Genomic DNA, 14,046 nt, shown 5'->3' with positions numbered 1-14,046 from the left:
TTTCATATTCAGGAGCCTCCTAATATTAATATTGCGGAAAATCAGGAAAAGCCCCTTAAAAGAATTGAAATTTGTAAAAATACTTTTTTGAATTAATCTTTCTGAGCTTATTATAACTCAGTACCGTTTTATTTTCAATTTCCTCTTTATATCTTTTATTCTTTTCATTTATTAAAATCTACAGCGTTTTTAAGTTATATTTTTTTCATATAATCTATTATCTAAAGCTAAAAACCAGACAAATCCGTAATTTCGCCGAGGCGTTTTCCGAATCTGTCTGGTTTTTCCTTTTTATCTTAAGTTCAAGCTATTCCCCGCCTTGATTCAGCGGCCGGAACAGTATAAACTCATTTCCTGTTTCATCCTTGACCTGTTTTGGACACAGCCCGAAAACAGACTGCGGCAGACCGCTGATCAGAAAATCCTCCGGCGTGCCCGTGAACACCCGATTCCCCTGATCCAGTACACAGACCTGATCGGCCAGTTCAACGGCATCCGCCAGCTCATGCAGAATCAAAACCACCGTTTTGCCTTCCGCCTTCATCCGGCGCAAAAGCGCATAGACAACACGGCGGTATTCCATGTCCAAACTGGCCGTGGGTTCGTCCAACAGCACCACCGGCGTATCCTGCGCCAACAGCATTGCAAAGTAAGCCAGCTGGCGTTCGCCGCCGGAACAGTGACAGACTAAATCCTCCGCATGCGCCGCAATCTCGGCCTGTTCCATAGCCCGCTGCACTTTCTGTTCATCCGCAGCGCTTAACTGTCCGCCCCATCCCAGATAAGGCTGACGGCCGTAACCCGTCAACGTGCGCACGGTGATCGGCGGCCGCGGCAGTATTTGCGGCAGCAGTGCGATCCGGCGGGATCGTTCCTGCGGGGTCAGAGAGCGCAGCGAACAGCCGTCCAGCGTCACCTGACCGCGCCAGCGGGTCTGCGTCATCGCCAGGCATCGCAAGAGCGACGTCTTACCGCTGCCGTTGCGCCCCAGCAGCACCGTGATCTGACCCGCTTCCGCTTGAAAATCAACCTGCTTGAGAATGGTTTTAGATCCCAGCCGCAGGCTGATCTGCTGGGCCCTAAGCATAACGCCCCCGTCGCTGGAACAGGATAAACAGGAAGAACGGCGCGCCCAACAGCGCCATCAGAATCCCCGCCGGCAATTCCGCCGGGGAAAAGAGCGTCCGTCCCGCTAAGTCCGACAGCACGACTAAATTCGCGCCCAACAGCGCGGTCACCGGCACCAGAATCCGCAGGTCATGACCCGCCAGCTTCCGCGCCAGATGCGGCACGATCAAGCCGACAAACCCCAGCAGCCCGGCATACGTAACTACTGCCGCGCACAGCGCGCTGGCCAGAATCAGACAGATCACCCGCAGCGCTTTGACCTTTACGCCTAACGTAGCGGCCAGCTCATCACCCAGACACAACAGATTCAACTGCGGTGCTAATCCCCAGGCAAGACCCGTTCCCACCCCGATCATGATTGCGGGGAAAACCAGATCCGCCCCCTGAACGCCGGAAAATCCGCCGATCGAAAACGCCGAATACGACGCCAGGGCATCGGGAACCAGCTGTGAAAGAAAAGAGATCCCGGCGCTGAGCAGCGAGCTGACTGCGACCCCGGCCAGCAGCACCGTCGACTTGGACTGATGTCCGCCCGCGCTCACCGAAATTCCCAACACCAGAAATGTCGTGAACAACGCGCCCGCAAACGCCGCCAGCGGCAGAACCGCAAACGCCATCGGGAACAGGCAAAGCAGAACCATGACCGCAAAGCCCGCGCCGGAATTCACGCCGATGATATTCGGCGAACACAGATAGTTACCCGTTGCGCTTTGAAGCAGAAGACCGGAGACCGCCAGCCCCACGCCGGCCAGCACAGCCCCGGCAACCCGCGGCAGCCGCAGCTGCAGCACGATCAGCCGCACCGTCGGATCGCCGCCGTCCGTAAAGACGGCGATCACCTCATCCAGCGGAAACCGGGCGCTGCCCAGCGCCAGTCCGCTCAGTCCCAGCACCGCTAACAGCAGAAAGAGAAACGGTATCAGAACCCGTTTCTTCTTGATCTTCATGAAAAGCTCTCCGGATACAACAGGCCGGCTAATACGCGGTAGGCTTCAGCCCAGCGGGCATTGGGCTTATAATGAAACAAGTCTTTGGACAAATAGGTGCAGCGGCCGTTTTTCACCGCTTCCAGATCACGCCAGCCACTTTCCTGAAGCAGGCTGTCCATATAAGCCCGGGCCGCTTCTTCATTGCCCTGGGGAACGATCAGGATCACATCCGGCTGATTCAGCAGAATGCTTTCCAACGCCAGTCCCTCCGACAATGCGCCGGCTTCATCCGCGATGTTGACCGCGCCCAGTTCCTCCAGCATGCCGCCGACGAAGTGATCCTTCGCCGTTTTCGCCTTTGTCGCGGAATAGCCTGAGCCCGCCCGGATAAATAAGACCGAGACCGGTTCCTGGCCCCAGCGGGCCTGCGTCACTTCCGCCAGCAGCGTCTCGATTTCCTGCTGAACGTTGAGTCCGTAGGTCTTATAGGCCTCAGTATTCCCGGTGATCTGCGTGAATAATTTTAATAAGGAAAGATAATCCGCAAAGCTTTCCTCTTTCAAGGCCGCGCATGGAATCCCATAGCCGCTTAACTGACCGCACAGCTCAGCCTGCGCGCCCATATCCGCCGAAGCGATCACGAAGTCCGGCTGCTGGGCAATCAGCTGCTCCGCGTCGATCTTTAACCCGGCGCCATCATCCACCAGCGGCGTCTCGGCGTTGACAAATCCGCGCTTCACGCTGTCGCCGACCGTTACCGCGACGTCCCCGCCCGCCAGCTGCCACAGCTCGGCATACGAGGAAAACAACACCGCCGGCCGTTGCGGGGCCTGGGACAACGTGATTTCCCGATCCAGCGCGTCGGTAAAGGTCAGCGGATAGCTTGCGGCCGCCGCGTTTTCTTCCGGCTGCGGTGTCGCCGCCGGCGTCGTTTGACAGCCGGCCATCGCCGCCAGGATCATCAGCGCAGCCAGAACCTTGGCCGCTTTGTTTTTCACTTTAAATTCAGACAAAAAAATGTCCGGTTTTCTGCTCATCTTCAATCCTCCTGATTTCATCATTTCTCCGGCGTATCGCAGCCGGAAAAACGCAGTCCCTGCGGACTGCGGCAGTCCGCTCCCTCGGATCCTTTTCAAATCCGGGAAGCCTGCCTGATCGTTGAAACGCAACGATCACGCTAACATTCGATCGTCAAGATTGAACGTCAGCTGACTCACGAAGATTATTTTAAAGCCCTCGCCCGACATTGCGGTATGGCAAATCTCAATTCGTAAGCGAAACGAGCGTTGCCGCTCGTCTTTTAGTATTTTATTGTCTATCCGTTGAATCCCGTTTCTTCCGTGAATGAAAGAAACAATTCCTGAAAAGCTGGACAGCTGCCCAGTTCCAGATCGGAGATCGTCACGGACAGCGCGGGATAAGCCGCCGTCCAGCTCCGGCTTTCCTGCCGGACTTCCTGAGCGTGATGACCCGCACACAACATCAGAAAATTCAATTCAACCCGCCGGGCTCCGCTTTGATTCCATTTTTCCAGCAGCTCGCTTAAGCTTGGTCCGCCATGCAGCAGCGCGATCGACAGATCATCGCGGCCCGCTGATTTCAGCTGTGTCTGCAGCGCGGCATAAGCCGAATTCGCTCCCTGCGCACAGCCATGTCCCAACAAAACCCGGGTCAGCCCTGGCTCGGCGGGAAACAGCGCGTCCAGCGTCTGAGCGCAAGCCTGACTTCTTGAACAGAGCAGCGGGGGAATCAGAATCAGCTGATCAAAATCAGCCCGCCGTTGTTCCACCTGGCTTCGCAGCTTATCCCACTCTGCGCCTTCCGCTAACAACAGACTGTTCACTGCCACGCGCCGGCAGCCTTGTTCTGCAAGCTGGCTCAGCGCCTCGCCGACTAACGGCAGCAGTTTTCCCTGTGCTGCCAGATGCGCCTGAATCCGCGGACTGGTCAGTGCCAACGCGTTAGGAAGCCGGGGAAATTGCTGAACCGCGGCCTGATGCACAGCGGCGAAGCAGCGCTCAAAACGCTGCGGATCGGCGGTTCCAAACGCCGCGCTTACCCAACCGTCAAGCATGATCAAACTAGCACTTCGCTCCGCCGACAACCGTCTTCTTCAGGATGCTGTCCTTGTCGATCGAACCGTTAAGCAGCTTGTCTTCCACATAATCGAAGCCTAAGCGCGCGATCGTATCGGCAAAGCGTTCGCCGGTAATCCCTTCATCGCGATAGAACAGGATCGCCCGTTCAACTAACGCCAGCACTTCTTCCTCGCTCGTGAAGATCCGCGACAGCGGTTTGCCTTCCGCGACCTTCTTGCCCCAGCGGCCGCCGATGTAAACTTTATAACCGTAGGTGCTTTCTTCAATCGCCTTGAACGGACACTTGGATACGCATCGTCCGCAATGATTGCACAGGTCGGCGTCGATCTGAAGCTTGCCGTCGACCATCTTCGCAGCCCCAATCGGACAGGTTTTTTCAATCTGACAGACCTGACAGCCGCGGCACTTCGCCATGTTGATCTCCGGGATCCGCTGGCCGACGATGCCTAAATCGTTCAGATTCGGCTTGACGCAGTTGTTCGGGCAGCCGCCGACCGCCAGCTTAAACTTATGCGGCAGCACGACGTCATGATAGCCGATATAAAACAGATCGTGTAATTTCTGACTTAACTGGAACGTGTCGATCAGACCATATTGGCAGGTTGTGCCCTTGCAGGAAACAACCGGACGAACCTTCGATCCCGTACCGCCGGTTTCCAGCCCGGCGTCGTTTAAGAACGTCATCAGCGCGTCCAGATTCGCGTAAGGAACACCCTGGACTTCTAACGTCAGACGCGTCGTCATCGTGACTTCGCCGGTTCCAAACAGCTCAGCCGCTTCGGCGATCTTGCGCTGTTCCTCGCTGGTGATCTTGCCGTTGCGGGTGATCACGCGGACGTTGAAGCGATCCGGATAACGTTTATCCTGTAAACAGCCCAAGCCCTTGACGCGTTTGATTTCATCCGGCGGAATCGCCGCCCCGGCAAACTGCACCTTCACTTCATTCATCGTGACGCCGCCTTCCAGGACGACCGTCTGGGTATAGCCGAAGTGACGCAGCCGGTTCTGAAGCAGATACGCGCGGCGGCCGCGGTTGCAGACCAACAACAGTTTGGCATCAAGATCAAGACCTTCGATCGGGCCGTTGACCTGAGCCAGATCCACCCATTTTGCGCCGGCGATCGTCGGCTTCGGCAGCACGTCGACAACCTGATAGTCCTTTGCGGCTCCATTGGCATAGTCCGCCGGCGTCATCGACATCATCGCACCGGACAGCTTATTTTCCAAGACCAGGCAAGCCTGGACAAACGGATGTATCGCGGTGGAGAACGGCGGTGCGTAGGAATAGTCCAGACTGTTGAACGCTTCCAGCGTCATGCCCGCGGCAATGCCCGTTACGGCGATGTCGACCATTTTATCGACGGCGCTGCCCAGCACCTGGATGCCCAGAAGCTGATGCGTCGAACGATCGGCGATTAATTTTGTCATAAAGAAGGAAGAGCCTGGATAATAGTGTGCTTTATCATCGCTGGCGCAGACCACCGTGACCGGTTCATAGCCGGCTTCCCGGGCCTGCGCTTCCGTCAGACCGGTGCGGCCGGCGTTAAAGCCTTCGCCCAAGCGCACGACGCCGGTGCCCAGACAGCCGCCGTATGGCGTTTCCGTTCCAGTCATCGTACAGGCTAAAGCCCGCGCGGTAATGTTGGCCGTCGATCCCATCGCCGACCACTGAGGCTGATGGGTCTGTTGGTTTCTCACCAGCGCGCAGTCGCCGGCGGCATAGACGTCAGGAATGTTGGTGCGCATCATTTCATCCACGACAATCGCGCCCTTTTCCATGGCCAGACCGCTGCCGTTCAGGAACGTGGTCGCCGGCCGGATGCCGATCGCCAGCACGACCAGATCCGCGCCGATCCGGCTGCCGCCGGCCAGTACGCCGTCCGCCCGTTCCGTACCGGTGATCTCGCTTAATGGTGTTCCGGTCAAAACCCGGATGCCATTCTGGCGCAGACGCCGGCGGGCATATCCCGCCATTTCCGGATCGAAAATCTTCGGCAGAATCTGATCCGCCGCATCGATCACGGTGACAGCCAGACCCTGAGCCTGTAAATTCTCCGCAATTTCCAAGCCGATGAAGCCCGCGCCCATCACGACGGCGCTGCGGCAATGCCGGTCCTGAACGTAAGCCCGCAAAGCGATCGCGTCATCCGGAGTCCGCATCGTAAAGACGCCCGGCAGCCGGATGCCTTCCACCTGCGGAACAAACGGCGTCGCGCCGGTCGCGATGACCAGCTTATCATAGCTCTCCAGCCAGGTCTGTCCCTGGCACAGCGCCGTGACGGTTTTCGCCTGGAAATTGACGCTTGTCACTTCGCAGCGGGTCACGACCTCCACGCCCGTCAGTCCCGTATATTTTTCCGGGGTATTGACGATCAATTCCTCCCGGCTTTCAATCATCCCTCCGACATAATACGGAAGACCGCATCCAGCGTAGGAAATATCCGCGCTCTGCGTCAGAATTTTTACTTCCGCGCCGCGGTTTTGGCGTTTGATCTTGGCCGCCGCCTTGGTCCCTGCCGCAACGCCGCCGATCACTAATACTTTCATACCCAGCTCCTCCTTATCAGACTGTGATTTTGTACAATCATTGAACAGTCTCTCACGTTGTAAAATTATAGCACAGGGGCTATAATAAAAGAAAATTGTTAATACTTATCTGTTGATTCGTTTTTCTTATGAGGTGAACCCATGATTGATTATCGGATCCCAACCTTTTTAGCGCTTTATGAACTGATGAATTACCGCCGCACCGCCGAGCAGCTCAAACTCAGCCAGCCTGCCGTCACTCAGCAGATTCATGCGCTGGAAGGGGAATATGGCTGCCGGCTGTTCACTTATGACGGAAGCCGTCTGTACCGCACCCCGGAAGCGGAAAAGCTGGCGCAGTATGCCCGCGCCGCCGTGTATAACGACCAACGGATGCGCCAGGAACTGTCCGCTCCCAAAATTCTGACCCTCCGCCTCGGCGCAACCAAAACGATCGGCGAATTCATCATCGGCGAGGATCTCTGCCGCTTTCTCAAACGGCCTGACCGCACTCTTGAAATCGTGGTGGAAAACACACGCGAACTGCTTCACCGTCTGGATCAGGAGGAGCTGGACTTCGCGTTGGTGGAGGGCAGCTTCGATAAAAGCCGTTACGGCTACCGGCGCTTTCAATCCGCTCCGTTTGTCGGGCTGTGTCATCGCGATCATCCCTTTGCGAGCAGAAAAGTCACCGGTGAAGCCCTGGCCGATCAAAGCGTCATCCTGCGCGAAGCGGGCTCCGGAACGCGCGCGATCTTTGAGAAATCATTGCAGGAGAGCGGGTATTCACTGGATAAAATCGGACGGATCATCTGCGTCAACAATTTTGCCCTGATCGTGCGGATGGTGAGTGAAAACCTCGGCGTTTCCTTCGCCTATTCCGCCGTTGCCGCAGGTCATCCCGAGCTGACGACCTTCTCGCTGGAAGGCTTGAGCGAACAGCGGGAGTTTAATTTTGTGTATTTAAACGGGACGCACGCCGATCAGCTGATCGACGAGATCTTCCCGAATTCTTCTTGCCAACAGAATGATTATGAAAGAGGTGGGTTATGAATTATCGGAAAATGAGCGAAGCCGACGCCCGGCTGATCGAACAGTGGCGTTATCCTGGCGAATACGCAATCTATGATGAACCCCGGTTCTCAGAAATTCCCGCCAGTCAGCGCGAGCATTTCATCAGCTTCTTTGAACAGGATCAGCTGATCGGCTTTGTTAATTTATTGGAGGAAGAAACGGAGGTTTTTTTCGGTATCGGCGTTCATCCGCAGGCTTGTTCCCGCGGCGTCGGCACGGCGATCACCCGCGAAGCGATTGCGATTGCCAAACAACGCTGGCCGCACAAGCCTTTGTATCTGGAAGTCAGGACGTGGAATCAGCGGGCTGTGGCTTGTTATGAAAGGGCAGGTTTTGTCATTACCAAAAAAGTCCAGCTGACGACTCAGTTGGGACCTGGGCTTTTCTATCACATGGAAACCAACCGGCCGGATGAATCCATCAGGGATACTGCCGCTAAATCATCGAAGTGATGAATCCTCGGCGCCCGCCAATCGGTTCATAAGTACTTTTACATGATTCCCATTACGAAAATAGCCGGGCAGCAGATCACAGGTCAACCGGCTGGACTATACATTGGATAAAATCATTCTCTTCGATTTAATTATCGTCAATTAGATCACTTTATAATAGAGCTTCATTCTAAACAGATTATAGAAAAGAATATCGAAGGACAATTCGTAAATTATCAGTTATAAAAGAAATAATTCACTTCATTTTTTATCAGATAGAACTGATAAAATAATACACCCCTTAGATATTTCAGGGTATAATTTAAAAATATTTCATTGCCGATTATGGAATTCGCGAAGCAATCTATGACGGAAATCTTAAAGATATCAATTTAATTCTGGAGAATATTGTTTGTATGGAATTGCTGCGCCGGGTTATACTGTGACCGTAGGCCGAGCCGCAGAAAAAGAAGTCGATTTTATCTGTGATAAAAAAGGTTCAAGATTGTATATTCAAGTTACATATCGTTTGGCTTCTGAGGAAACAATCCAACGTGAATTCAGCGTCTATGATTTGATCCGTGATCACTATTCAAAATACATAGTTTCTATGGATGAATTGAATTTGAGCAGGAACAGCATCAAGCACCAGAATATTCGTGACTTTCTCTTAACCGAAAATTGGGAATAAGAATTCAATTTCATCAAGGATTTACACTCTCGGCTTTCAAAGCAATACTGTCTGTTAATGTTCATTGTTGAAAGTGATACTTGTTTTCTGTCAGTCTTGTCACATCCTTTTTAATTTTTAATATTCATCCTCAAGTAAAAAATCCGCCAAATGCACAATTTTAACACCGTTGATATTTCCGGCAGCCAGTTCGTCCAGCGTTACCACATATTTTGGGTAGTGGTCTTTAATTTCAAGGAGATTGGCAACCTCCCGATCAGATTCCTCCGGCAGTCTGCGGCACACCTGAACGTAAATCCGTTCATCACGACGCACCGCTACGAAATCGATCTCTCTTGTTTCATTTTTGCCAATATAAACATCATAGCCTTTTCGCCGTAGTTCAAAGTAAACGATGTTTTCGAGCATGGCTGCAATAGACTTAGGGTTAAAGCCCATTATGCAGTATTTGAGAGAAGAATCGGCAAGATAAAATTTCTCCTGCGTTTTCAGTACAGATTTTCCCTGTAAATCGTATCTCTGGCAGCGATAAATTACAAAAGCCTTTTCCAGCCAATTCAGATAGTTGTAAACCGCTTCAACAGACAGGGAACGCCCCTTGCTTTTCAGAAACTTCACGATTGCATTCGCAGAAAAGGTTTTTCCTACATTTTCAACAATATAGCGAACAACACGGTTGAACAAATCAAAATTCGCTATATTGTGCCGTTTTGTAATATCGCTTGTTATGACAGAGTTGTAAATGCCCTCTACGATCTGATAAGCAGCACGCTCGTCAAAGCTGCCGAGTGCAACAATGGGGAAACCACCCAACCGGATATATTCATTCAAAAGTTCTCTCGTTGAAAGACCGCTTTGTTTTTTAAACTCCAAATACTCTGCAAAAGACAAGGTATAAACCGGAATAGAAATATATCGCCCTGTCAGATAAGTTGAAATTTCGCTGGACATCAATTTCGAATTGGAACCGGTTACATAAATATCGGTATCGGTATTTTCAAGCAGACTGTTCACCGCTTTTTCCCAACCGTCGATTTCCTGCACTTCATCAAGAAGAAGGTAATATCGTCCGCCGCTATTCATCTGCGCCTTGATGCCTTCATAAATATTTTTATCCGTCATACCGTCGTCAAAATCCTCCGGGGTATAACACATGCTGATAATGTGATCTGCGGCAACGCCGTTGTTCTGCAGGTCATCCCGCAGCATTTCTAAAATAGTGGATTTTCCGCAGCGTCGGATGCCGGCCAGTATTTTTACAAGCGGTACATCACGGTAGGTTTTCAGCAGTTCCATATACTGCGATCTTATAATCATCATATTGCTCCCCTGTTTATCACGAATAGTATAACCAAAAAACTTCGATTTAGTAAATAGTTTTTACCGTAAAACCGTAAAAACTTTAGAATATTCTTTACTTTTTCGTTTTAAAATAAATTTATTTTCATTGAAAAACGGCACAGGTGATCTTCGTGTGTTGTCATCCTAGAGATACGTTTTTGTGTATGGGTTGGATTTGACGCTTACCTTAGATGTGTTGATTACCCATTTCCGAGTAAGAGCCTTTAAAGTCTCTTTCAGCTTTTTCTTTGCATTTTCTTTTTATTTATTTTGATTCTTTTCGCTCTTTTTTCACTCATTTTTCCTGATGTTCAAAAGTATATCAATCCTTTTAAGCATGAAAAAGCCACCATGATCATTACTGAAAACTCAGTGTATCAGGTGGTTTCATTAAAAATATAAGCTACATTCTAGTCTTGTAGCATAAGACCTTGAGAGAATGATGCTCGATCCCGCTGAGCTACGGTTGCGTTAGCGAAAAACCACGCCCTCATGCTTACGCTTGTTATTCCTCGCCATAGGTCCGGCCGGGAAGCATCGTTTTCATCGGTACGTTATCGGTTGTTTCAATCAGCTTTTTCAACAGCCAATCCTTCATCTTTGCGATTTCCGCGCTGTAACGCTTGTCGTCGACGACGTTCTTTTCCTCAAACGGATCCTGACTTAAATCATAGAATTCATCTTTTTCAAACAGCCGATAGACATATTTATAGCGCGGGCCGCGAACCATGAACGCCTTTGTGTGCTCCGGCATTCGGGTCTGCACTTCCAGACGCGGCCAGTAAATTGACTCCCGGCCGGTGTAGCCCTCCATCGCCTGTTTTTCACCTTTGATTCGGCCACCTTCACTTAAGACGTATTCATGCAGCTCAACATCCCCCTGAAACAAAGAGGTCAGCGATTTTCCAAACTGCGTATAGTCCAGCTCATAGCCCATCAGCTCCGCAACCGTCTGCGGCATATCGTTCAACTCCACCATCGCAGAACAAGTCCGTGCCTGATACGGGGTACCCTTGGCGGGACGGATCATGCATGGAATATGCACAAGACAATCCTCAAACGTATTCTGAGTTTTCTCCACCAGCCCATAATCCCCCGTGAAATCGCCATGATCCGCAAACGCGATCACATGCGTATCATCGTAATAGCCTTCCGCTTTCAGCGCGCCGATCACGCGGCCGAGCTGATGATCCAGCTTCGCGACCATTCCGTAGTATGTTGCCCGGATTTCCCGGAAATCCGCGTCAGTCAAAGACGTCAGATTCTGATTCTTCCGGATCCGGTAAAGCAGGCTCGGCTTATCCTTCAGCTCTTCAATATTCCGTGTTTTACGTTGGATTTGACCACGGTCAACCTGCGAAAACCACGGCTGTTCCACTTCATAGGGCGGATGCGGCAGATTCAGCGAAACATACAGGCAGAACGGCTCTTTCAGCTCCTTGTTCCGGATCATCTCCAGCGTCCGCTCGATTACCAGATCATCCTGCGTTTTCGCCGCTGCCGCCTGTGTCATCTCGCCGAAATAAAAGGAATAATAATGCGGATTCTCCGCAATCTCGGCAGGCGAAACAGTCTGGCCGATGCGATGAATCGCATTCGTGCTCATTTCATAACCGATATATTCAAGATCGCAGGTCGCCCGCATTTCCGCTTCGTCCTGACGGTTGAAATAATGCGATTTCCCCATCAAATACACATGATAACCATTGGCTTAATAGTGACAAGTAACTATTTTGTCGCAGAGAACGGTGTGACCCGAAGGTCACGCCGTTTTTCTGCGTTCATAGGTTGTTTGTGTGACAATAGGCTCGGAAATAACGGGAATATCCACATCGTCCACGAAGTTGAAGTAAATCTTCACTTTTTGCTTGCGCTTGCCGCTGGACTTGTCCGGGGCATAGACGATGATCTTCTTGATATACTCGTTTACAATGGTCTGCGTCAGTTCCTCCACATCCACATATTTCTGTGTCAGGGCGATAAAGGCATCCAGACCGTCGTTCATTTCTTCCCGCTGTTCCACCCATTCTTCGGTAACTTCAATTTCGAGCTTTAACCGTTCCTGCTCCGCTTCATAGTCCGCAGCCATCTTTCTGTATCTGTCCTGACTGAGATTTCCAAGAACATAGTCCTCATACAACCGGGAGATAATGACATCCAGATCGGCAAGGCGTTTTTTTGCCTGTTCCACTTTCTTTTTGTCATCCCGGATACTACGCTCCTGGTCAGTCCTGCGGCATTGCAGCCATTCTTCCTGAAAACCGTCCACATCACTTCGGATATACTCATTGACCGCCCGGATGCGTCCCATAACGATTTCACGAAGCACATCCTCCCGGATATAGTGGGCAGTACAAGTGCCACGATTGCTTTTGTAATGGCAGCATACATAATGATCCTGCTTGCCCTCAAAGCTCTTGCTTGTGGCAAAGTGGAGCTTGCCGCCGCAATCGGCACAGAACAGAAGCCCGGAGAACAATCCTTGCCGTTCCGCTTTTGCGGGGCGGCGTTTGTTTTTCCTCAGTTCCTGTACCCGGTCAAACTGTGCCTGAGATACAATCGCTTCCTGTGTGTCCGGCAGATAGAACATATTCTCCGGTTCGTTGGGTATCCGCTTTTTCAGTTTGTAGGACTTGGAATAGGTCTTGAAGTTACAGGTACAACCTGTGTATTCTTGCCTTTCCAGTATGGCTACAACTGTCTGATCTCCCCAGTGGTACGGCCTTTCCGGCATCGGCTTTTTCTTCCGCTTGGCATAGAGTGCCTTTGCGGTCAGAATCTGCTTTTCTTCCAGAATCCTTGCGATCTGCTCCGGGCCTTTGCCATCAATGCAAAGGTCAAAGATAAGTTTGACTACCGGAGCCGCTTCTTCATCCAGAATCCAGTGATCCTTGTCCTCTGGGTCACAGCAATAGCCATAGGGCGGCTTGCCCATGTGCTTCCCGCTGGTTCCTCTCTGTCGCAGGCTGACACGGACTTTCTTACTGGTATCACGGGGATACCACTCGTTGAACAGATTGCGGATTGCGGCGAAGCCCTCGCTGTCTCCCCGGTTACTGTCCACGCCATCGTTTATAGCGATAAAGCGGACATCGTAGCTCGGAAAGATTATATCCGTATATTGTCCAACGGTCAGATAGTCACGCCCAAAGCGACTGAGGTCTTTGACCAGCCAGCAGCCCACAAGCCCCTGTTTGACAAGCTCAAAGCCTTCCTGTACGCCGGGACGATTGAAGTTCGTCCCGGTATAACCGTCATCCACCAAGATTTTCAGATTGGTGTACCCGTGGTCTTTTGCGTATCGAGTCAGGTATTCTTTTTGATTCTGTATCGAATTTGATTCATCAGCCTTGCCGCCCTTGGAATCTTCCTTGATGTCCTCTACGGACAGACGGCAATAGATGATGGTAATTTTCTGCTGATCCAACATAATATCCTCCTTCGGTTGTTGGTCAGCTGACAGAATCGGTGTGCATACTGAAATTATACCATGCTTTTGTGTCGCAGTCATTAACAAATCACCCCCTTGTCAGAAAAAATGAGCCGTTTTACCTTATCGGCAAGCGGCTCACTTCCTGCACATTCAGTTTCAATGACATACCATGTGTTCCCGATCTTACGCTCAATGGTAGTGCGGAACGGAGAAGTCAGAGCTTCCCAACGCTTACGGCATTCTTCCAGAAAGTCAATGGGCGGCTCACAAACCGGCTCATGGTAGTTGATGTCAATAAAGGAACAGGCATCAACCAGTTCCCAGTCCGTGAGGTCATCACGCAGCATCATTTGGTTAAGCTGATCTACGGTATAAATCTTGTTTTCATTCATAG

Annotated in this window: 12 protein-coding genes; 3 read left to right on the top strand and 9 right to left on the bottom strand. The window is 51.4% G+C overall.

Annotation, left to right across the window (positions count from 1 at the left end; genetic code table 11):
• Positions 1-307: 307 nt before the first annotated feature.
• The 5 genes from I2G61_RS11725 to I2G61_RS11705 all read right to left on the bottom strand — a co-directional run bounded on the left by I2G61_RS11725 (position 308) and on the right by I2G61_RS11705 (position 6,703).
• A complete protein-coding gene (locus I2G61_RS11725) occupies positions 308-1,087 on the bottom strand; it encodes an ABC transporter ATP-binding protein (protein ID WP_072683717.1) in 780 nt (259 codons plus the stop codon).
• The gene (locus I2G61_RS11720; RefSeq protein WP_072683718.1) at positions 1,080-2,075 is read right to left on the bottom strand and encodes an iron ABC transporter permease; all 996 of its coding nucleotides are present in this window, start codon (positions 2,073-2,075) and stop codon (positions 1,080-1,082) included. Before I2G61_RS11720 ends, I2G61_RS11725 begins: the two co-directional genes overlap by 8 nt.
• On the bottom strand, positions 2,072-3,094 hold the full coding sequence (locus tag I2G61_RS11715; RefSeq protein ID WP_159432754.1) for an ABC transporter substrate-binding protein: 1,023 nt from the start codon (positions 3,092-3,094) through the stop codon (positions 2,072-2,074). Before I2G61_RS11715 ends, I2G61_RS11720 begins: the two co-directional genes overlap by 4 nt.
• Before the next feature lie 278 nt (positions 3,095-3,372).
• Complete coding sequence (locus I2G61_RS11710; protein ID WP_072683719.1) at positions 3,373-4,131, bottom strand: sirohydrochlorin cobaltochelatase; 759 nt, start codon at positions 4,129-4,131, stop codon at positions 3,373-3,375.
• Positions 4,132-4,138: 7 nt separating this feature from the next.
• Positions 4,139-6,703 carry an FAD-dependent oxidoreductase gene (locus I2G61_RS11705; RefSeq protein ID WP_195548304.1) on the bottom strand — a complete coding sequence of 855 codons (2,565 nt, stop codon included), beginning with the start codon at positions 6,701-6,703 and terminating at the stop codon, positions 4,139-4,141.
• A 141-nt stretch (positions 6,704-6,844) separates the two neighbouring features.
• Between I2G61_RS11705 and I2G61_RS11700 the strand changes: the two genes are divergently transcribed.
• The 3 genes from I2G61_RS11700 to I2G61_RS11690 all read left to right on the top strand — a co-directional run bounded on the left by I2G61_RS11700 (position 6,845) and on the right by I2G61_RS11690 (position 8,878).
• Positions 6,845-7,735, top strand: a complete 891-nt coding sequence (locus tag I2G61_RS11700) for a LysR family transcriptional regulator (protein WP_072683721.1) — start codon at positions 6,845-6,847, stop codon at positions 7,733-7,735.
• Entirely contained in the window at positions 7,732-8,208 is a 477-nt protein-coding gene (locus tag I2G61_RS11695; RefSeq protein ID WP_072683722.1) for a GNAT family N-acetyltransferase, read from the top strand. The genes I2G61_RS11700 and I2G61_RS11695 overlap by 4 nt, the downstream gene beginning before the upstream one ends.
• 391 nt (positions 8,209-8,599) lie before the next feature.
• On the top strand, positions 8,600-8,878 hold the full coding sequence (locus I2G61_RS11690; protein ID WP_072683723.1) for an ATP-binding protein: 279 nt from the start codon (positions 8,600-8,602) through the stop codon (positions 8,876-8,878).
• Positions 8,879-8,995: 117 nt separating this feature from the next.
• On the opposite strand, the gene I2G61_RS11685 is transcribed toward I2G61_RS11690, so the two are convergent.
• The 4 genes from I2G61_RS11685 to I2G61_RS11670 form a co-directional block, all read right to left on the bottom strand.
• Entirely contained in the window at positions 8,996-10,174 is a 1,179-nt protein-coding gene (locus tag I2G61_RS11685) for an ATP-binding protein (protein ID WP_229100750.1), read from the bottom strand.
• 550 nt (positions 10,175-10,724) lie between these two features.
• Entirely contained in the window at positions 10,725-11,915 is a 1,191-nt protein-coding gene (locus I2G61_RS11680; protein ID WP_370544670.1) for a sulfatase-like hydrolase/transferase, read from the bottom strand.
• 66 nt (positions 11,916-11,981) lie between these two features.
• Positions 11,982-13,649, bottom strand: a complete 1,668-nt coding sequence (locus tag I2G61_RS11675) for a recombinase family protein (RefSeq protein WP_200798764.1) — start codon at positions 13,647-13,649, stop codon at positions 11,982-11,984.
• 80 nt (positions 13,650-13,729) lie between these two features.
• Positions 13,730-14,044 (bottom strand): hypothetical protein, encoded by a 315-nt coding sequence (locus I2G61_RS11670; protein WP_072683726.1) that lies wholly within the window; start codon positions 14,042-14,044, stop codon positions 13,730-13,732.
• Positions 14,045-14,046 lie beyond the last annotated feature (2 nt).

It is taken from the genome of Holdemania sp. 1001095H_141210_F2 (assembly GCF_015558105.1).
Taxonomy (GTDB): domain Bacteria; phylum Bacillota_I; class Bacilli_A; order Erysipelotrichales; family Erysipelotrichaceae; genus Holdemania.
This window is presented reverse-complemented; position numbering and strand designations above follow the sequence as displayed.

Bases quoted from the DNA above. Each gene is read 5' to 3' on its own strand.
- I2G61_RS11725 (WP_072683717.1), bottom strand. From the start codon at position 1,087: ATGCTTAGGGCCCAGCAGATCAGCCTGCGGCTGGGATCTAAAACCATT.
- I2G61_RS11720 (WP_072683718.1), bottom strand. From the start codon at position 2,075: ATGAAGATCAAGAAGAAACGGGTTCTGATACCGTTTCTCTTTCTGCTG.
- I2G61_RS11715 (WP_159432754.1), bottom strand. From the start codon at position 3,094: ATGAGCAGAAAACCGGACATTTTTTTGTCTGAATTTAAAGTGAAAAAC.
- I2G61_RS11710 (WP_072683719.1), bottom strand. From the start codon at position 4,131: ATGCTTGACGGTTGGGTAAGCGCGGCGTTTGGAACCGCCGATCCGCAG.
- I2G61_RS11705 (WP_195548304.1), bottom strand. From the start codon at position 6,703: ATGAAAGTATTAGTGATCGGCGGCGTTGCGGCAGGGACCAAGGCGGCG.
- I2G61_RS11700 (WP_072683721.1), top strand. From the start codon at position 6,845: ATGATTGATTATCGGATCCCAACCTTTTTAGCGCTTTATGAACTGATG.
- I2G61_RS11695 (WP_072683722.1), top strand. From the start codon at position 7,732: ATGAATTATCGGAAAATGAGCGAAGCCGACGCCCGGCTGATCGAACAG.
- I2G61_RS11685 (WP_229100750.1), bottom strand. From the start codon at position 10,174: ATGGAACTGCTGAAAACCTACCGTGATGTACCGCTTGTAAAAATACTG.
- I2G61_RS11675 (WP_200798764.1), bottom strand. From the start codon at position 13,649: ATGTTGGATCAGCAGAAAATTACCATCATCTATTGCCGTCTGTCCGTA.
- I2G61_RS11670 (WP_072683726.1), bottom strand. From the start codon at position 14,044: ATGAATGAAAACAAGATTTATACCGTAGATCAGCTTAACCAAATGATG.